The following is a 15,614-nucleotide window of genomic DNA, read 5'->3' on the forward strand; positions in this document are numbered from 1 at the left end:
CACCATGAACACGGGCCACGCGGCGACGAACAACCCGGCGGCGACCACCGGTCCCACCAGCGCGAACAGCGCCGTGGCGACGGAGGCCACGCAGACCACGGCCATCGTCAACATCGCACTTCTCGTCACCAACGACCCCTCCCTCGGTGATGGTTCGCCACTCGGTCTGATCCAGGACGCGGCCGTCGTCATCGACGGCGACCGGGTCGTCTGGGTCGGTGGATCAAGCAAAGCACCCGCCACTGACAACCGGGTCGACGCGGGCGGCCGGGCCGTGATCCCCGGCTTCGTCGACTCCCACTCGCACCTGGTGTTCGCGGGCGACCGCACCGCCGAGTTCAACGCCCGGATGTCCGGCCAGGCGTACCGGGCGGGCGGCATCCGCACCACGGTCGCCGCGACCCGGGCGGCGACCGACGCCGAACTCTCCGCGAACGTGGCCCGCTTCATGCGCGAGGCGCTGCGCCAGGGCACCACCACCTTCGAGACCAAGTCCGGCTACGGCCTCACCGTCGAGGACGAGGCCCGCGCGCTGCGGATCGCGGCCGAGCACACCGACGAGGTCACCTACCTCGGCGCGCACATCGTGTCGCCCGACTACGCCGACGACCCGGCCGGGTACGTCGACCTGGTCACCGGCGAGATGCTGGAGGCGTGCGCGCCGTACGCCCGCTGGGTGGACGTCTTCTGCGAGAAGGGCGCCTTCGACGGCGACCAGGCGCGGGCGATCCTCACCGCGGGCCAGGCGAAGGGCCTGATGGCCCGGGTGCACGCCAACCAGCTGTCGTACGGCCCCGGCGTCCAGCTCGCGGTCGAACTGGACGCGGCGAGCGCCGACCACTGCACCCATCTGACGGACGCGGACGTCGACGCGCTGGCCTCCGGGAACACGGTCGCCACCCTGCTGCCGGGCGCCGAGTTCTCCACCCGCGCCCAGTGGCCGGACGCCCGCCGCCTGCTCGACGCGGGCGTCACGGTGGCCCTGTCCACCGACTGCAACCCCGGCTCGTCCTTCACCTCGTCGATGCCGTTCTGCCTCGCGCTCGCGGTCCGCGACATGCGGATGACCCCGGACGAGGCCCTCTGGTCCGCGACGGCGGGCGGCGCGTCGGCCCTCCGCCGCACCGACGTGGGCCGCCTCACCCCGGGCGCCCGCGCCGACCTGACCCTCCTGGACGCCCCGTCCCATGTGCACCTGGCCTACCGGCCGGGGGTGCCGCTGGTGGCGGGGGTGTGGCGGAGGGGCGTGCGGGAGTACGTGGCGGGCTGATCCGCCTGGTCCGCCTGGTCCGGCCGGACCAGGCGCGGCCGGGCGGAGCGGGTCAGTCCTCCGCCGTCAGGCCGCGGCGCAGGCGCGCCAGGGTCCGGGACAGCAGGCGGGAGACGTGCATCTGGGAGATGCCCAGTTCCTCGCCGATCTCCGACTGGGTGAGGCCCGCCGTGAAGCGCAGGGAGAGGATGCGGCGTTCGCGGGTCGGCAGGGAGGCGATCATCGGCTTCAGGGACTCGATGTACTCGATGCCCTCCAGGCCGTGGTCCTCGTAGCCGAGGCGGTCCGCGAGGGACGTGCCCTCGCCCGCGGTCTCCTCCGGGGGCGCGTCCAGCGAGCTCGCGGTGTACGCGTTCGCCGCGGCCATGCCCTCGACGACCTCGTCCGTGCCGATGCCCAGTTCCCGGGCCAGCTCCTCCACCGTCGGCGCCCGGTCGAGCCGCTGCGCCAGCGCGTCGCCCGCCTTCGCCAGGTCGATCCGCAGTTCCTGGAGCCTGCGCGGCACGTGCACCGACCACGAGGTGTCCCGGAAGAAGCGCTTGATCTCACCGATGATCGTCGGCATCGCGAAGGTCGGGAACTCCACCCCGCGCGCCAGCTCGAACCGGTCGATCGCCTTGATCAGGCCGATCGTGCCGACCTGGACGATGTCCTCCATCGGCTCGCTGCGGGTGCGGAACCGCGCCGCCGCGAACTTGACCAGGGCCAGGTTCAGTTCGATCAGGGTGTTGCGGACGTAGGCGTACTCGTGGGTGCCCTCCTCCAGGTCGCCGAGGCGGGCGAAGAGGGTCTTCGACAGAGCGCGCGCGTCGTGCGGCGCGATCTCGTCGGCGGGCGGGATCGGCGGCAGTTCCGCGCGCTCCGGGGCGTCGAGCCGGGGGGACATCGATCGTCTCCTCAAGGTTGAGGTCGGGGTCGTCTCTCGCTGCGGTTTGCGGCGCCTCCAAAGCCGGCAGGTGGAATGCTTCCTTCTAGCCCTACCTGCTCGACCCCGATGGTTGCAAGTGGCAATTGTCTGTTTAGGTACGGTTTGTCATGGAGCTTGTGTGCGCCGTACAGGGGACCGCTTGTATGGTTCGACGCATGTACCGCCAGCACATCGGCAGCGCACCCGAGCGGTTCCGGGTCGACGTCACCACCGTGGGAGCGAGCGAGGTGCTCACCCCGGTGGGTGAGCTCGATCACCACACCGCCGAGTTGTTGCGCGCGCCACTCGACCGGGCCCTCGACGAGGGCCGCACCCGGCTGGTGCTCGACTGCTCGCGGCTCGACTTCTGCGACTCCACCGGCCTCAACGTCCTGCTCGCCGCCCGGCTCAGAGCCGAAGCGGGCGGCGGCGGGGTCCATCTGGTCGCCATGCGGCCCGTGGTGGCCCGGGTCTTCGAGATCACCGGGGCCGAAGCGGTCTTCACCCTCCACGACTCGCTCGACTCCGCGCTTCCGCCGCCGGACTAGCGCCCTCCCGGCTCCGGCTCGTCCCGGCTCGTCCCAGCCCGTTCCCCGTCCTGTCGAATCCTGTCGAAACCGGTATCGGTGAGGTGAAGCGTTGAAGGAGACCGCCTCCGGCGACCCCGACGTCCGCGTCCTCGCGCTCGGGGCCACCAGCGGCACCGTTCCGCTCGCCCGCGACTTCACCCGCAAGGCGCTGTACGACTGGGGCTGGCTCCCGGCCGCCACCGCCGACCGGCGGGCCGCCGCCGAGGACGTCCTGCTCGTCGTATCCGAACTCGTCACCAACGCCTGTCTGTACGCCGAGGGCCCGGAGAGCCTGCGGGTCCTCCGGCTGGCGGAGGTCCTCCGCCTGGAGGTCGCCGACCGCGGCGCCGGGCAGCCCGCGCCCCGCACCCCGCACCGGGCCGGACGCCCCGGCGGGCACGGCATGTTCATCGTGCAGCGGCTCTGCCGCGCCTGGGGCATCGACCGGGTGCCGGGCGCCCCCGGCAAGACCGTCTGGGCCGAACTCGCCGCACCCGCCTAGCGGTTGGCCCCCGGGCCCCGCCCGGGCCCCGTCGCCGGTCCACCCCGGCACCCGCACGGACTTTCACAACCTTCTGCCTTTCCTCTCTCTTCCCTCCGCAGGGCCCCGGGCGTACCTTGACGGCCAATCTGATGAACCGTCAGTAACGTGACGCAGCGTCGAGGGGTGCAACGAGATGCGCGAGATGCCGTACCGGAGGAGAAAAGCCTGTGGCCTGGCGGCCGCCATCGCCGTGGCGGGCGGGTCCGTCCTGCTCGCCGCGCCCGCCGCCCAGGCCGCCGTCGTCGACGTCAACTACGCCTGCGAGACGAAGATCGGCCCCAAGGGCGCCGTCTCGCCCGTCGGCATCACCGCCGTGAAGAGCGGCAGCGGGTACACCGTCACGATGTCCTTCGAGAAGGGCGTCTCCGACAGCCCGGTCGAACTGCCCAAGGGCGTGATGGTGCCGCGCGCCGAGCTCGTCGTCGGCGGCGCCGAGAGCGCCACGGTCCAGGTCAAGGGCGTACCGAACGCCGCCGTCATCCCACCCAGCACGCCCATCAAGATCGGGCAGCTGACGGGCACGTACACCCCGAAGAAGAGCGGCAAGGTCACCTTCACCGCCGGGAAGCTCACCGTGCACGCGCTCGGCATGGACGCCGCCGTCTGCACCCCGACCAACCATCCCAAGCCCGCCCTCGAACTCGACGTGACCGGCGCGGGCGGCTCCGGCGGCAGTGGCGACAACGGTGGCTCCGGCTCCGGCGGTTCGGGCGACCAGCTGCCCAAGACGGGACCGCTCGACTCCGCCGCCGCGCTCGGCACCCTCGGCGGCACGGTGCTGCTCACCGGCACGGCCGGGGTGCTCTGGCTCACCCGGCGCACGGCCCGGCACACGGCGCGCTGATGCGGGCGGCACCGGCGGCACCGGCGACCAGGGCGGTCCGGAGGGCACGGGCGGCACACCGTACGGCCAAGGGCCCCGCACCCGCCCTCGGTCTGTGCGGCGCGTTCACCGGGCTCGCCGCGCTCGCCCTGGCCGCCGCGCCGGGCCCGGTGGCCCACGCGGCGACGCCCAGGGCGGCGACGCCGACCGCCACGACGGCCGTCACGGCGAAGCCACCGGCCAGGGCGACGGCCGCACCCCCATCGCCCGCCACCGCCGCGACCGCCACCACCGCCTGGTCCGCCGCGCCCGCCGCCGGCCGCCCGTACGTCTATCTGGAGGGCGCCGCGGGCAGCGTCCTCGAGGACACCCTCTCCGTCACCAACCCCGGCCCGAAGCCGCTCACCGTGCGGCTCACCGGCCGGGGCGCGCCCGTCGCCTTCGCCGCCCGCACGGTGACCGTGCCCGCCAGGACCCGCGCCGACGTGCCGTTCGCGGTGACCGTCACCGCGGGCACCCCGCCCGGTGACCACCAGGGTTCGGTACGGGCGAGCGCGGGCGGCCGGGAGAGCGTCATCCCGCTCCATCTGCGCGTCGGCGGGCCCCGGCTCGCCGCGCTCACCGTCGAGGACGTCCGGGTGGAACGCTCGGGCACGCTCCGCTACACCCTGGTCAACCGGGGCAACACGGTCCTCGCGCCCACCCTCGCGGTACGGGCCGACGGCCTGCTCGGCACCGTCCTCGACCGCCCCTCGCACGCCCTCCCCCTCGCCCTGCGCCCCGGCGAGCGCGTCACCCGCACCGAGCCCTGGCCGGACCCGCCCGCGCTCGACTCGGTCACCGTCCGACTCACGGCCGACGCCCCCGGCGCGGCCACCGCGACCGCCCGCGCGGACGCCTCCTTCGCCTCCCCGGCGGGCCTCGGCGCACTCACGGCCGCGCTGCTCGCGGCGGCCGGGGCGACCACGTACGCGCTACGACGGAGGAAGCGATGAGGTCCGCACGTACCCGTGCCGCCGCCCTGGCCATCCGCCCGCTGCTCGCCGCCCTGCTGCTCGCCCCGCTGTGCGCCGTGCTCCCGGTGCTCCCGGCCGCCGTCGCGAGCGCGGCCGAACAGCCCAAGGTGGCGCTGTCGCAGACCGAGGGCGGCAAGGGCGGCGAGATCACCGTCAGCGGCTCCGGCTGGCGGCCGGGCGCGCTCCTGATGCTGCTGATCTGCGGCAAGGCCGCACCCGGCAAGGGCGTCATCGGCGGCACCAACTCCTGCGCCAACACCGACGGGCGCGCCGCCACCGTCGATGCCAAGGGCTCCTTCAGTCAGAAGCTGCCGGTCGCCGAACCGCCCGAACCCTGCCCCTGCGTCGTCCACGTCGCCGGGGTCACCGGTCAACAGGACACCGTGGACGTCGAGTTCACCGTCGCCGGACATCCCACCGCGCCGCTCCCGCAGGACTCGGGGGCGGGCCGCCTCGTCGTCCTCACCTCGGCCCGGCTCGACGGCGACAGCGGGGTCCTGGTCTGGTTCGGCGCCCCGGCCCGCCGCGAGATCGTGGTCACCCTCGGCAACCTCGGCCAGGGCCCGGTCAAGGACCCCGTCTTCGAAGTCGGCACCAGCCACGGGGTGTTCGCGCCGCAGTACGAGGAACGCCAGTGGCGCGGCACCATCGCACCCGGCCGCAAGGCCCTGGTGAAGCTGCCGGTCGAACTGACCGCGGGCGCCCACGGCGACTACCAGGTCTCCGTGCGGTACGCCGGGAAGGTCGTCCTGGAACAGCCCTGGGGCGTCGGCCGCCCCTGGGGCGTCACGCTCTTCTGGCTGCTGCTCGCCGTTGTCGTCCCGGCCGGACTGTTCCGGATCGGCATGGCCGTGGTCGACAAGCTGCGCCCGGCCGGGCCCGCGCACCGCACCGGCGGCAGCCGGGCGAGGCCGCGCGGCCGGTCCCGTACCGCGGCCGGGCCGCGCACCGCGCCCGGCGGCCCCGGCCGCGTACCCCTGCCCGTACCGGCGGCCCGTCCGGCCGCCGGGGACGAACCGACCGTGGTCCTCCCGTGGTTCACCCCTGACTCCGCACCGTCAGAGAACAGCCCGACGACGAAGGGACAGGCGTGACGACGACACGCACGGCACGGAGGATCGGCGCGGCGGGTGTCGCGCTGATGCTCGGCGGCGCGGGACTCCTGCTGACAGCGGGCCCCGCCATGGCGGCGGAGGTCTCCTACAAGACCGAGTGCATCCCGCCGTCCATCTCCGGCCTGCCGCCGGTCCAGGGCACCACCAAGGTGCTGATCACCGCGCCCGCCACGGCGAAGGTCGGCGACGAGGTCGAGGTGGTCTGGAAGACGGTCGAGGCCGCGTCCAAGAACCCGGACGTGCTCGACCTCGACGCCAACACCGTGAAGCCGAGCGGCACCATCAAGCTGGGCGGCGCGGGCAGCGGCACGCTGGCCGTGGAGGGCCCCCGGCAGAACCCGCCGATCAAGAAGAACAGCCCGATGATCCTGCCGGAGATGAAGGGGAAGCTGAAGCTGGACACGGCGGGCGACGTCACGCTGACGCCCGACAAGTACACGATCAACGTCTCCAAGCCGCTGTCCACCGACACCAAGTGCTCCCCGAAGGAGACGGTCGGCGCCGCGGCCACCATCAAGGTGACGGCGGCGGGCGGCACGTCCGGCGGTACGACGACCTCGTCCGGCGGTACGACCAGCGCGTCCGGCGGTACGACGGCCGGCAGCGGTGGCACCACCACCTCCTCCGGCGGCACCACCACCTCCTCGGGCGGCACCACCACCTCCTCGGGCGGTACGACGACCTCCTCCGGCGGTACGACGACCTCCTCGGGCGGTACGACGACCTCGTCCGGCGGCACCACCACGGCCTCCGGCGGCACCGCGGCCGGTGGTTCCTCGGGCGGTTCCGGCGGGCAGACCGACTTCCCGGGCAAGGAGGTGGCCGTCCAGTTCGCCTGCAAGTCGCCGGGCCCGGCTGCCATCACCTCCAAGGTGACGATCAACGCCAAGAAGAACGGCGGCTCGTACACCCTCACCGTGAAGACCGCCAAGGGCGTCATGAACAGCCCGGCGCCGCTCCCGGCGGGTGCCCTCAAGCCGTCCATGGCGATCAGGATCGGCGGCGCGGACAGCGGCTCCGTCACCGTCACGGGCGCCGCCAACCCGACGCCCCTGGAGATGGGCCAGCCGGTCAGCCTCACCGACATGACCGGCACCTACAAGCCGGGCGCCACCGGCAAGGCCACCCTCACGCCCGGCACCCTGACGATCGACGTGTCGCTCGGCGGCGCGAAGATCAACATCCCGTGCACGGTCAAGGGCGCGCCGCAGGCATCGCTCACCCTCGACACCGAGAAGCAGTCGGGCGGCGCGGCCGGCGGCACCGGTGACTCGGGCGCCGCCAGCAACGGCAGCGCGAGCAACGGCTCCGCCACCAGCGGCAGCGGCGGCGAGCTGCCGCAGACCGGCGCCGAGGACGGCGGCGCGCTGCGCGCCCTCGCCCTGGTCGCGGGCACCGTGATCCTGCTGGGCGGCGCGGTGTTCACGTTCACCCCGTGGGCGAAGCTCCGCCGGTGACCGCGAGCCGGTGACCGTACCCGCATGACCGTCAGGCCGTCAGGCCGTAAGGCCGTCAGGCCGTACGACGAAGGAGGGCCCGCCGCACCGAATCCGGTGCGGCGGGCCCTCCTTCGTATCGGTCGGACCGGGCGGTGCGTCAGTGCACGGTGCCCATCATCGTCTGGACCTTCTTGCGGTACATGAAGACCGCGAATCCGGCGAGCGCGGCCAGCGATGCCTGCATCGCGATGATCCCTGTCCCGTTGAGGTCGACACCCGCGATGGAGAGCAGACCCGTGGTGCAGTCACCGGCGGTGACGGCGAGGAACCAGACACCCATCATCTGGGAGGCGTACTTCTGCGGTGCCATCTTCGTGGTGACCGAGAGGCCGACCGGGGAGAGGCACAGCTCACCGATGGTCTGGATCATGTAGATCGAGACGAGCCACATCGGGGAGACCTTGGTGCCGTCGCCCGCCATGTTCATCGGGACGATGAAGACGAAGAACGAGGCGCCGACCAGGACCAGACCCATCGAGAACTTCACGATGGTGTTCGGTTCCTGGTTCTTGCGGGCCAGCCACAGCCACAGCCAGGCGAACACCGGGGCGAGCGCCATGACGAACAGCGGGTTCAGGGACTGGTACCAGGTGGCCGAGAAGCCGAGGCCGAGGACGGTGTCGGCGGTCTTGCTGTCGGCGAACAGGGACAGCGTCGAGCCGCCCTGGTCGTAGATCATCCAGAAGATGGCGGCGGCCACGAAGAACCAGATGTAGCCGTTCATCTTGGACTGCTCGGACTTGCTGAGGTCCTTGTCGCGCTTGATGCGGGTCAGCACGGCGACCGGGATGATCAGACCGGCCAGGGTCAGCGGCACGAGCGCCCAGTTCAGGGTGTACATGCCGAGGGCGACGACGGCGCCGTAGAAGACGGCGGCGGCGACCAGGACCAGGCAGACCTTGACGAGGATGCTCTTGCGCTCCTCGGCGGACAGCGGGTTCGGGACCTCGCTGCTCTTCGGGTTCAGGCTCTTGCCGAAACCGAGGAAGACGGCGAGGCCGAGGCCCATGCCGACGGCGGCGAGCGCGAAGCCCACGTGCCAGTTGACTTCCTTGCCGATGGTGCCGATCACGAACGGCGCGATGAAGGCACCGAGGTTGATGCCGATGTAGAACAGCGTGAAGCCGCCGTCACGACGCGGGTCCTCGGGACCGTTGTAGAGGTGGCCGACCATCGTGGAGATGTTGGCCTTGAGCAGACCGGAGCCGACCGCGACCAGCGCGAGACCGGCGAAGAACGCCGCCTGACCGGGGATCGCGAGCGCGATGTGACCACCGATGATCACGAAACCGGCGATGGTGACCGTCTTGCGGGCGCCCCAGACGCGGTCACCGAACCAGCCGCCGGGCATGGCCATCAGGTAGACCATCGACACGTACACGGAGTAGATCGCCGTGGCCGTGGCCGCCGTCATGGCGAGGCCGCCGCCCTGGCTCCCCTTCGCGGCGTCGACGCCGCCGGAGACCAAGTAGTAGACCAGCAGGGCCCTCATGCCGTAGTAGGAGAAGCGCTCCCACATCTCGGTGAAGAAGAGGGTGGTCAGACCCCGGGGGTGTCCGAGGAACGTCTTCTGGTACTGGGCCTGCCCAGGAGAAGCCGTCGTCATGCTCGACGCCATGTCGATCCTTGCTCTGTCGGGACGCGCGCTTCGTGAGCGTGGGGCGCCCGGTGGGGGAGGCCGGCACCGGAGGGGAGCGGTCGCACTCCTCCGGGATCCACGCCCCGACGCTTCATCGCGCCGGAACCCGGCCCACAGGTCATTCACTGTCCTCAAGCGGCACTGTCCTCAAGGCTGCCGACGGCCGCCTTGTGCAGAAAAGAGACCCTTGGCGTGTCAAGACGGCCAAAGGTCCCCGATTACCGCTACAGAACTCTCGACACCATACGACACGACAGTGGCGGATATGGAAGGACTTGAGAGATGGATCACAGGCGGGTCCGGAACCAATCTCCTTCATTCGAAGGCGAGAAGGGGCTTGCGGGCAAGATCCACAGGCCCTCGCCGGTACCCCGGACCGTCTCAGGGCCGCCCCCGCACCGCCCCCGCGCCGGGCGTGGCGATCGCGCCCCGGCCCGGTCCCGGTGCGGACTACCATCACCCCATGACCCGTGTACTGCTCGCCGAGGACGACGCATCCATCTCGGAACCGCTGGCCCGCGCCCTGCGGCGGGAGGGATACGAGGTCGAGGTCCGCGAGGACGGCCCCACCGCCCTCGACGCCGGCCTCCAGGGCGGCGTCGACCTGGTCGTGCTCGACCTGGGTCTGCCCGGCATGGACGGCCTGGAGGTCGCCAGGCGGCTGCGCGCCGACGGGCACACCGTGCCGATCCTGGTGCTGACCGCGCGCGCCGACGAGGTCGACACCGTGGTGGGTCTCGACGCCGGGGCCGACGACTACGTCACCAAGCCGTTCCGGCTCGCCGAACTGCTCGCCCGGGTCCGGGCCCTGCTCCGGCGCGGCGCCACCGAGCCGGCCGCCGCGCCCGCCACCCACGGCGTACGGATCGACGTCGAGTCGCACCGCGCCTGGATGGGCGACGAGGAGCTCCAGCTCACCGCCAAGGAGTTCGACCTGCTCCGGGTCCTGGTCCGGGACGCGGGCCGGGTGGTCACCCGCGACCAGCTGATGCGCGAGGTCTGGGACACCACCTGGTGGTCCTCCACCAAGACCCTCGACATGCACATCTCCTGGCTGCGCAAGAAGCTCGGCGACGACGCGGCCAACCCGCGCTACATCGCCACCGTCCGGGGCGTCGGCTTCCGCTTCGAGAAGAGCTGAGCCGGGCCGAGCCGGACCCGGCCGCCCGGCTGTGAACAGAAAGAGCTGATCCCGCCCCGTGCGCCGCCGTCTGATCAACTCCACGCTCGCCGTGGTGCTCGTCGTCATCGCCGTCTTCGGCGTCTCCCTGGTCATCGTCGAGACCCGCACGATCTCCAGCAGCGCCCAGGAGAGCGTCGACTCCGAGGCCCTGCGGATCGCCTCGATCATCGACAGCAGGCTGGCGGGCGGCGAGCCCGTCGACCCGGCGGTGCTCGCCGAGCTGAGCGGCGCCAAGCGGTACGCGACGGTACGGATGCCGGGCCACGACCCGATCCAGATCGGCACCCGCCCCACCGGCAGCGTCATCCGCGGCTTCGCCGAGGGCGAGCGCGGCGAGACCGTGGTCGTCGAGGAGGCCCGCTCGGTGGTCACCAGCGAGGTCGGCAGGACCCTGCTGATCATCGCCGCGGTGGCGCTGCTCTGCGTCGTCGCCGCCGTGCTGCTCGCCGTACGCCAGGCCAACAAGCTCGCGTCGCCGCTCACCGACCTCGCCGAGACCGCCGAACGGCTCGGCTCCGGCGACCCGCGGCCCCGGCACAAGCGGTACGGGGTGCCCGAGCTCGACCGGGTCGCGGACGTCCTGGACGCCTCCGCCGAGCGGATCGCCCGGATGCTCACCGCCGAGCGCCGGCTCGCCGCCGACGCCTCCCACCAGCTCCGTACGCCGCTGACCGCGCTCTCCATGCGCCTGGAGGAGGTCGCCGTCGCCGACGACCTGGAGACCGTACGGGACGAGGCGACGATCGCCCTCACCCAGGTGGAACGGCTCACCGACGTCGTCGAACGGCTGCTCACCAACGCCCGCGACCCGCGCACCGGCTCGGCCGTCGCCTTCGACCTGGACGAGGTCATCCAGCAGCAGCTGGCCGAATGGCGCCCCGCCTACCGCAGCGCGGGCCGCGCCGTCGTCCACTCCGGCAAGCGGGGCATGCGCGCGGTCGGCACCCCGGGCGCGGTCGCCCAGGTGCTCGCCGCGCTGATCGAGAACTCGCTCATGCACGGCGGCGGCACGGTCGCGCTGCGCACCCGGGTCACCGGCAACCAGTCGGTGATCGAGGTCACCGACGAGGGCCCGGGCGTCCCCGCCGACCTGGGCGCCCGGATCTTCGAGCGGGCCGTCAGCGGCCGCAGCTCCACCGGGATCGGCCTGGCGGTCGCCCGGGACCTCGCGGAGGCCGACGGCGGCCGTCTTGAGCTGCTCCAGCAGCAGCCGCCGGTGTTCGCGCTCTTCCTGAGCCGCGAGGTCAGGAGCCGCTCGGAGCGGCCGGAACAGGAACGCCCGGTCCGCTGAGGGACCGGGCGTCGATGACGTACAGGCAGGGCGTCGACGGCGCTGATATGGGGGCGGGCCGGGCGGGTCGGAAGCGGGCGGCTCAGACCCGGTCGGGCTGCTTGCGGCCCGCCTGCCGGGGCGTCTGCTCCAGGAACGATTCGGCGGCCTGCACCGCCTCCTTCGCGGGCAGCGTCCGGAACACCCAGGTGCGGTAGGACCAGAAGCGGAACAGGGTCGCGACGCCGATGCCGAAGAACTTGAAGAAGTTGCTCTGCAGCGGGGTGTCCCAGCCGAAGCCGTACGTCGCCGCGTACAGCACACCGTTCTCGATCACCATGCCGACCGCGCTGAACAGCAGGAACAGCACCAGTTCCTTGGTGCGGCCGGACTTGTCGCGGTCGCGGTACGTGAAGTAGCGGAACCCCACGTAGTTGAAGAGGATCGCCGCGGCCGTGGCGATGATGCTGGCCCGCACCACCGGAAGGTCGGTGAGGTGCCGGACCAGGTTGAAGACGGCCAGGTTGACCAGGACGCCCAGACCGCCGACCACGCCGAATTTGGCGACCTCGCGGACGAGCCGGTCCACTCGCATGCGCAGCGCGCCGGGTTCACTCATCGTGATGGCTCTGTCCCGTCAGTTCCGGATGTGTTCCGTCGGCGCCCGGGCGGGCGTCAACCCAGCCATGCTAACCACCCCTCCTGGCACCTGCCCGGGATGTTCCCGATCCGTGTGCGAACCGTGTGCGAGCACACCCCGACTGTGACAAAACACAGCCGGACGAGGCTCCGGAACTTGTGCGGATACCCTAAGAGGGTGACGTTCCCGGTAGTCGGCATGGTCGGTGGCGGTCAGCTCGCCCGTATGACCCACGAGGCGGGCATCCCCCTCGGCATCAAGTTCAAGCTGCTCAGTGACACCCCGCAGGACTCGGCGGCCCAGGTGGTGAGCGAGGTCGTCATCGGCGACCATCGCGACCTGGACACGCTGCGTGACTTCGCGCGCGGCTGCGACGTGATCACTTTCGATCACGAGCATGTGCCCGCGGAGCACCTCGCTGCCCTGGAGGCGGACGGCGTCGCCGTCCGGCCGGGCCGCGCGGCCCTCGCGCACGCCCAGGACAAGGGGGTGATGCGGGCGAAGCTCGACGAGATCGGCGCGCCGAGCCCGCGGCACCGGATCGTGGCCGATCCGGCCGACGCGGTGGCGTTCGCCGCGGAGGCCGGCGGTTTCCCGGTGATCCTGAAGACCGTCCGCGGCGGCTACGACGGCAAGGGCGTGTGGTTCGTGCGCTCCGCCGCCGACGCCGAGGAGCCGTTCCGGGCCGGGGTCCCGGTCCTCGCCGAGGAGAAGGTCGACTTCGTCCGCGAGCTCGCGGCGAACATCGTGCGCTCCCCGCACGGCCAGGCCGTCGCCTATCCGGTGGTGGAGTCCCGGCAGGTCGACGGGGTGTGCGACACGGTGATCGCGCCCGCGCCCGGCCTCGACGACGAACTCGCCGGGCAGGCGCAGGAGCTGGCCCTGCGGATCGCCAAGGAGCTGGACGTCGTCGGCCATCTGGCCGTCGAGCTGTTCGAGGTGGCGGACGCGGACGGCGGCCGCCGGATCCTCGTCAACGAGCTCGCCATGCGCCCGCACAACTCCGGTCACTGGACCCAGGACGGCGCGGTGACCTCGCAGTTCGCCAACCACGTCCGGGCCGTCCTCGACCTTCCGCTGGGCGATCCGCGCCCCCGCGCGAAGTGGACCGTCATGTGCAATGTTCTGGGCGGTGACTACCCGGACATGTATCAGGCGTACCTGCACTGCATGGCCCGCGACCCCCAGCTCAAGATCCACATGTACGGCAAGGACGTGAAGCCCGGCCGCAAGGTGGGGCACGTCAACACCTACGGCGACGACCTGGACGACGTGCTGGAGCGCGCCCGTCACGCCGCCGACTACCTGCGAGGAACGATCGTTGAGTAACCCCACCGCTTCGAGCGCTCCGACGCCGCTCGTCGGCATCGTCATGGGCTCCGACTCGGACTGGCCGGTCATGGAGCTCGCGGCGCAGGCCCTGGACGAGTTCGAGATCCCGTACGAGGTCGACGTCGTGTCCGCGCACCGGATGCCGCGCGAGATGATCGCGTACGGCGAGCAGGCCGCGGACCGCGGTCTGAAGGCCGTCATCGCGGGCGCGGGCGGCGCCGCCCATCTGCCGGGCATGCTCGCCTCGGTCACCCCGCTGCCGGTCATCGGCGTGCCGGTGCCGCTCAAGTACCTCGACGGCATGGACTCGTTGCTGTCCATCGTGCAGATGCCGGCGGGCGTGCCGGTGGCCACCGTCTCGGTCGGCGGCGCGCGCAACGCGGGCCTGCTCGCGGCCCGGATCCTGGCCGCGCACGATCCCGAACTGCTGACCCGGATGCGGGAGTTCCAGCGCGAGCTGAGCGAGCAGGCGACGGACAAGGGCAAGCGGCTGCGCCAGAAGGTCGAAGGCGCGAGCGGCTTCGGGTTCGCCCAGTGAGCGCCGGGGACGCGGTGACCGCCGGGACCGCCGGGACCGCCGGCTCGGCAATCGGCGGCGGCGCGGCGGCCGAGCGGCTCGCGGAGGCGCGCGAACTGCTCGCCGAGCACCCCGTCGTCGACGGCCACAACGACCTCCCGTGGGCGCTGCGGGCCCAGAGCGGCTACGACCTCGACGCGCTCGACATCGCCCACGACTGCTCCGCCACCCTGCACACCGACCTCGGCCGGCTGCGCGCCGGTGGCGTCGGCGCCCAGTTCTGGTCGGTGTTCGTGCCCGGCCGGATGGCGGGGGAGGACGCGGTCAGCGCCACCCTGGAGCAGATCGACGTCGTCGACCGGCTGATCGAGCGGTACCCGGACGCGCTGGCGCCCGCCAGGACCGCCGACGACATGGAGGCGGCCCGCAAGGAGGGCCGGATCGCGTCCCTCAAGGGCGCCGAGGGCGGCCACTCCATCAACAACTCGCTGGCCACCCTGCGCGCCCTGCACACCCTCGGGGTGCGCTACATGACGCTCACGCACAACGAGAACAACGACTGGGCGGACTCGGCGACCGACGCGCCCCGGCACGGCGGACTCACCGGCTTCGGCCGTGAGGTCGTCCGCGAGATGAACCGCGTCGGCATGATGGTGGACCTCTCGCACGTGGCCCCCACGACCATGCGGGACGCGTTCGACACCAGTGGCGCGCCGGTGATCTTCTCGCACTCCTCGTCGCGCGCGGTCTGCGACCACCCGCGCAACATCCCGGACGACGTCCTGGAGCGGCTGCCCGGCAACGGCGGTGTGGCGATGGTGACCTTCGTGCCGAAGTTCATCCTGCCCGCGGCCGTCGAGTGGACCGCCCGCGCCGACGAGAACATGCGGGCGCACGGGCTGCACCCGCTGACCACGACGCCGGAGGCGATGGAGGTGCACCGCGCCTTCGAGGCGGCGAACCCGCGCCCGGTCGCGACCGTGGCCACCGTCGCCGACCACCTCGACCGGATGCGGGAGATCGCGGGCGTCGACCACATCGGCATCGGCGGCGACTTCGACGGCACCGCGTTCACCCCCGACGGCCTCGACGACGTCTCCGGGTACCCGAACCTGATCGCGGAGCTCCTCGTCCGCGGCTGGTCGAAGGCCGACCTGGCCAAGCTGACCTGGTCCAACGCGGTGCGAGTGCTGCGGGACGTGGAGGCGGTGGCGCGCGAGCAGCAGGCGCTGCGCGGTGCGTCGATCGCGACGATCGCCCCCCGGGAGCTGTGACCGCCGCCGGGTGCAC

15 protein-coding genes are annotated in these 15,614 nt (G+C 72.2%); 12 read left to right on the forward strand and 3 right to left on the reverse strand.

What is annotated here, in order from left to right; all coding sequences use genetic code 11:
* Positions 1–4: 4 nt before the first annotated feature.
* Positions 5–1,270, forward strand: a complete 1,266-nt coding sequence (gene hutI, locus ACIPXM_RS17635; RefSeq protein WP_401656083.1) for an imidazolonepropionase — start codon at positions 5–7, stop codon at positions 1,268–1,270.
* A gap of 52 nt (positions 1,271–1,322) precedes the next feature.
* On the opposite strand, the gene ACIPXM_RS17640 is transcribed toward hutI, so the two are convergent.
* A complete protein-coding gene (locus tag ACIPXM_RS17640) occupies positions 1,323–2,156 on the reverse strand; it encodes an RNA polymerase sigma factor SigF (RefSeq protein WP_401656085.1) in 834 nt (277 codons plus the stop codon).
* 197 nt (positions 2,157–2,353) lie between these two features.
* Here ACIPXM_RS17640 and ACIPXM_RS17645 point away from each other — a divergent pair, with 197 nt between their 5' ends.
* From ACIPXM_RS17645 to ACIPXM_RS17670, 6 genes are all read left to right on the forward strand, one after another.
* A complete protein-coding gene (locus ACIPXM_RS17645; RefSeq protein WP_401656087.1) occupies positions 2,354–2,725 on the forward strand; it encodes an STAS domain-containing protein in 372 nt (123 codons plus the stop codon).
* 91 nt (positions 2,726–2,816) lie between these two features.
* A complete protein-coding gene (locus ACIPXM_RS17650; RefSeq protein ID WP_401656089.1) occupies positions 2,817–3,248 on the forward strand; it encodes an ATP-binding protein in 432 nt (143 codons plus the stop codon).
* A 184-nt stretch (positions 3,249–3,432) separates the two neighbouring features.
* Positions 3,433–4,134, forward strand: coding sequence for a peptidase (locus ACIPXM_RS17655; protein WP_401656206.1), 702 nt, complete (start codon positions 3,433–3,435; stop codon positions 4,132–4,134).
* Entirely contained in the window at positions 4,134–5,108 is a 975-nt protein-coding gene (locus ACIPXM_RS17660; RefSeq protein WP_401656091.1) for a hypothetical protein, read from the forward strand. Before ACIPXM_RS17655 ends, ACIPXM_RS17660 begins: the two co-directional genes overlap by 1 nt.
* On the forward strand, positions 5,105–6,223 hold the full coding sequence (locus ACIPXM_RS17665; protein ID WP_401656093.1) for a hypothetical protein: 1,119 nt from the start codon (positions 5,105–5,107) through the stop codon (positions 6,221–6,223). Before ACIPXM_RS17660 ends, ACIPXM_RS17665 begins: the two co-directional genes overlap by 4 nt.
* Before the next feature lie 47 nt (positions 6,224–6,270).
* Positions 6,271–7,701, forward strand: coding sequence for a hypothetical protein (locus tag ACIPXM_RS17670; protein WP_401656208.1), 1,431 nt, complete (start codon positions 6,271–6,273; stop codon positions 7,699–7,701).
* A gap of 139 nt (positions 7,702–7,840) precedes the next feature.
* Here the strand turns inward: ACIPXM_RS17670 and ACIPXM_RS17675 are convergent, their stop codons facing one another.
* The gene (locus ACIPXM_RS17675) at positions 7,841–9,361 is read right to left on the reverse strand and encodes a peptide MFS transporter (protein WP_401656095.1); all 1,521 of its coding nucleotides are present in this window, start codon (positions 9,359–9,361) and stop codon (positions 7,841–7,843) included.
* A 484-nt stretch (positions 9,362–9,845) separates the two neighbouring features.
* On the opposite strand from ACIPXM_RS17675, the gene ACIPXM_RS17680 reads away from it, so the two are divergent.
* The gene (locus ACIPXM_RS17680) at positions 9,846–10,523 is read left to right on the forward strand and encodes a response regulator transcription factor (RefSeq protein WP_351577187.1); all 678 of its coding nucleotides are present in this window, start codon (positions 9,846–9,848) and stop codon (positions 10,521–10,523) included.
* Between the two features lie 58 nt (positions 10,524–10,581).
* Positions 10,582–11,856: an ATP-binding protein gene (locus ACIPXM_RS17685; RefSeq protein ID WP_401656097.1), complete on the forward strand. Its 1,275-nt coding sequence runs from the start codon at positions 10,582–10,584 to the stop codon at positions 11,854–11,856.
* A gap of 82 nt (positions 11,857–11,938) precedes the next feature.
* Here the strand turns inward: ACIPXM_RS17685 and ACIPXM_RS17690 are convergent, their stop codons facing one another.
* Positions 11,939–12,454 carry a GtrA family protein gene (locus ACIPXM_RS17690; protein ID WP_401656099.1) on the reverse strand — a complete coding sequence of 172 codons (516 nt, stop codon included), beginning with the start codon at positions 12,452–12,454 and terminating at the stop codon, positions 11,939–11,941.
* A 198-nt stretch (positions 12,455–12,652) separates the two neighbouring features.
* Here ACIPXM_RS17690 and ACIPXM_RS17695 point away from each other — a divergent pair, with 198 nt between their 5' ends.
* The 3 genes from ACIPXM_RS17695 to ACIPXM_RS17705 are packed head-to-tail and all read left to right on the forward strand — an operon-like array spanning position 12,653 to position 15,598.
* Positions 12,653–13,804 (forward strand): 5-(carboxyamino)imidazole ribonucleotide synthase, encoded by a 1,152-nt coding sequence (locus ACIPXM_RS17695; RefSeq protein ID WP_401656101.1) that lies wholly within the window; start codon positions 12,653–12,655, stop codon positions 13,802–13,804.
* Positions 13,805–13,847: 43 nt separating this feature from the next.
* Positions 13,848–14,345: a 5-(carboxyamino)imidazole ribonucleotide mutase gene (gene purE / locus ACIPXM_RS17700; protein WP_401656210.1), complete on the forward strand. Its 498-nt coding sequence runs from the start codon at positions 13,848–13,850 to the stop codon at positions 14,343–14,345.
* A 50-nt stretch (positions 14,346–14,395) separates the two neighbouring features.
* The gene (locus tag ACIPXM_RS17705) at positions 14,396–15,598 is read left to right on the forward strand and encodes a dipeptidase (protein WP_401656212.1); all 1,203 of its coding nucleotides are present in this window, start codon (positions 14,396–14,398) and stop codon (positions 15,596–15,598) included.
* Positions 15,599–15,614: the final 16 nt, after the last annotated feature.

Source organism: Streptomyces sp. NPDC090025 (assembly GCF_044748125.1).
In the GTDB taxonomy this organism is placed as follows: domain Bacteria; phylum Actinomycetota; class Actinomycetes; order Streptomycetales; family Streptomycetaceae; genus Streptomyces.

Excerpts from the sequence above, each read along its gene's own strand:
- ACIPXM_RS17645 (WP_401656087.1), top strand. The coding sequence starts at position 2,354 with ATGTACCGCCAGCACATCGGCAGCGCACCCGAGCGGTTCCGGGTCGAC.
- ACIPXM_RS17665 (WP_401656093.1), top strand. The coding sequence starts at position 5,105 with ATGAGGTCCGCACGTACCCGTGCCGCCGCCCTGGCCATCCGCCCGCTG.
- ACIPXM_RS17660 (WP_401656091.1), top strand. The coding sequence starts at position 4,134 with ATGCGGGCGGCACCGGCGGCACCGGCGACCAGGGCGGTCCGGAGGGCA.
- ACIPXM_RS17640 (WP_401656085.1), bottom strand. The coding sequence starts at position 2,156 with ATGTCCCCCCGGCTCGACGCCCCGGAGCGCGCGGAACTGCCGCCGATC.
- ACIPXM_RS17690 (WP_401656099.1), bottom strand. The coding sequence starts at position 12,454 with ATGAGTGAACCCGGCGCGCTGCGCATGCGAGTGGACCGGCTCGTCCGC.
- ACIPXM_RS17655 (WP_401656206.1), top strand. The coding sequence starts at position 3,433 with ATGCCGTACCGGAGGAGAAAAGCCTGTGGCCTGGCGGCCGCCATCGCC.
- hutI (WP_401656083.1), top strand. The coding sequence starts at position 5 with ATGAACACGGGCCACGCGGCGACGAACAACCCGGCGGCGACCACCGGT.
- purE (WP_401656210.1), top strand. The coding sequence starts at position 13,848 with ATGGGCTCCGACTCGGACTGGCCGGTCATGGAGCTCGCGGCGCAGGCC.
- ACIPXM_RS17670 (WP_401656208.1), top strand. The coding sequence starts at position 6,271 with ATGCTCGGCGGCGCGGGACTCCTGCTGACAGCGGGCCCCGCCATGGCG.
- ACIPXM_RS17675 (WP_401656095.1), bottom strand. The coding sequence starts at position 9,361 with ATGGCGTCGAGCATGACGACGGCTTCTCCTGGGCAGGCCCAGTACCAG.
- ACIPXM_RS17680 (WP_351577187.1), top strand. The coding sequence starts at position 9,846 with ATGACCCGTGTACTGCTCGCCGAGGACGACGCATCCATCTCGGAACCG.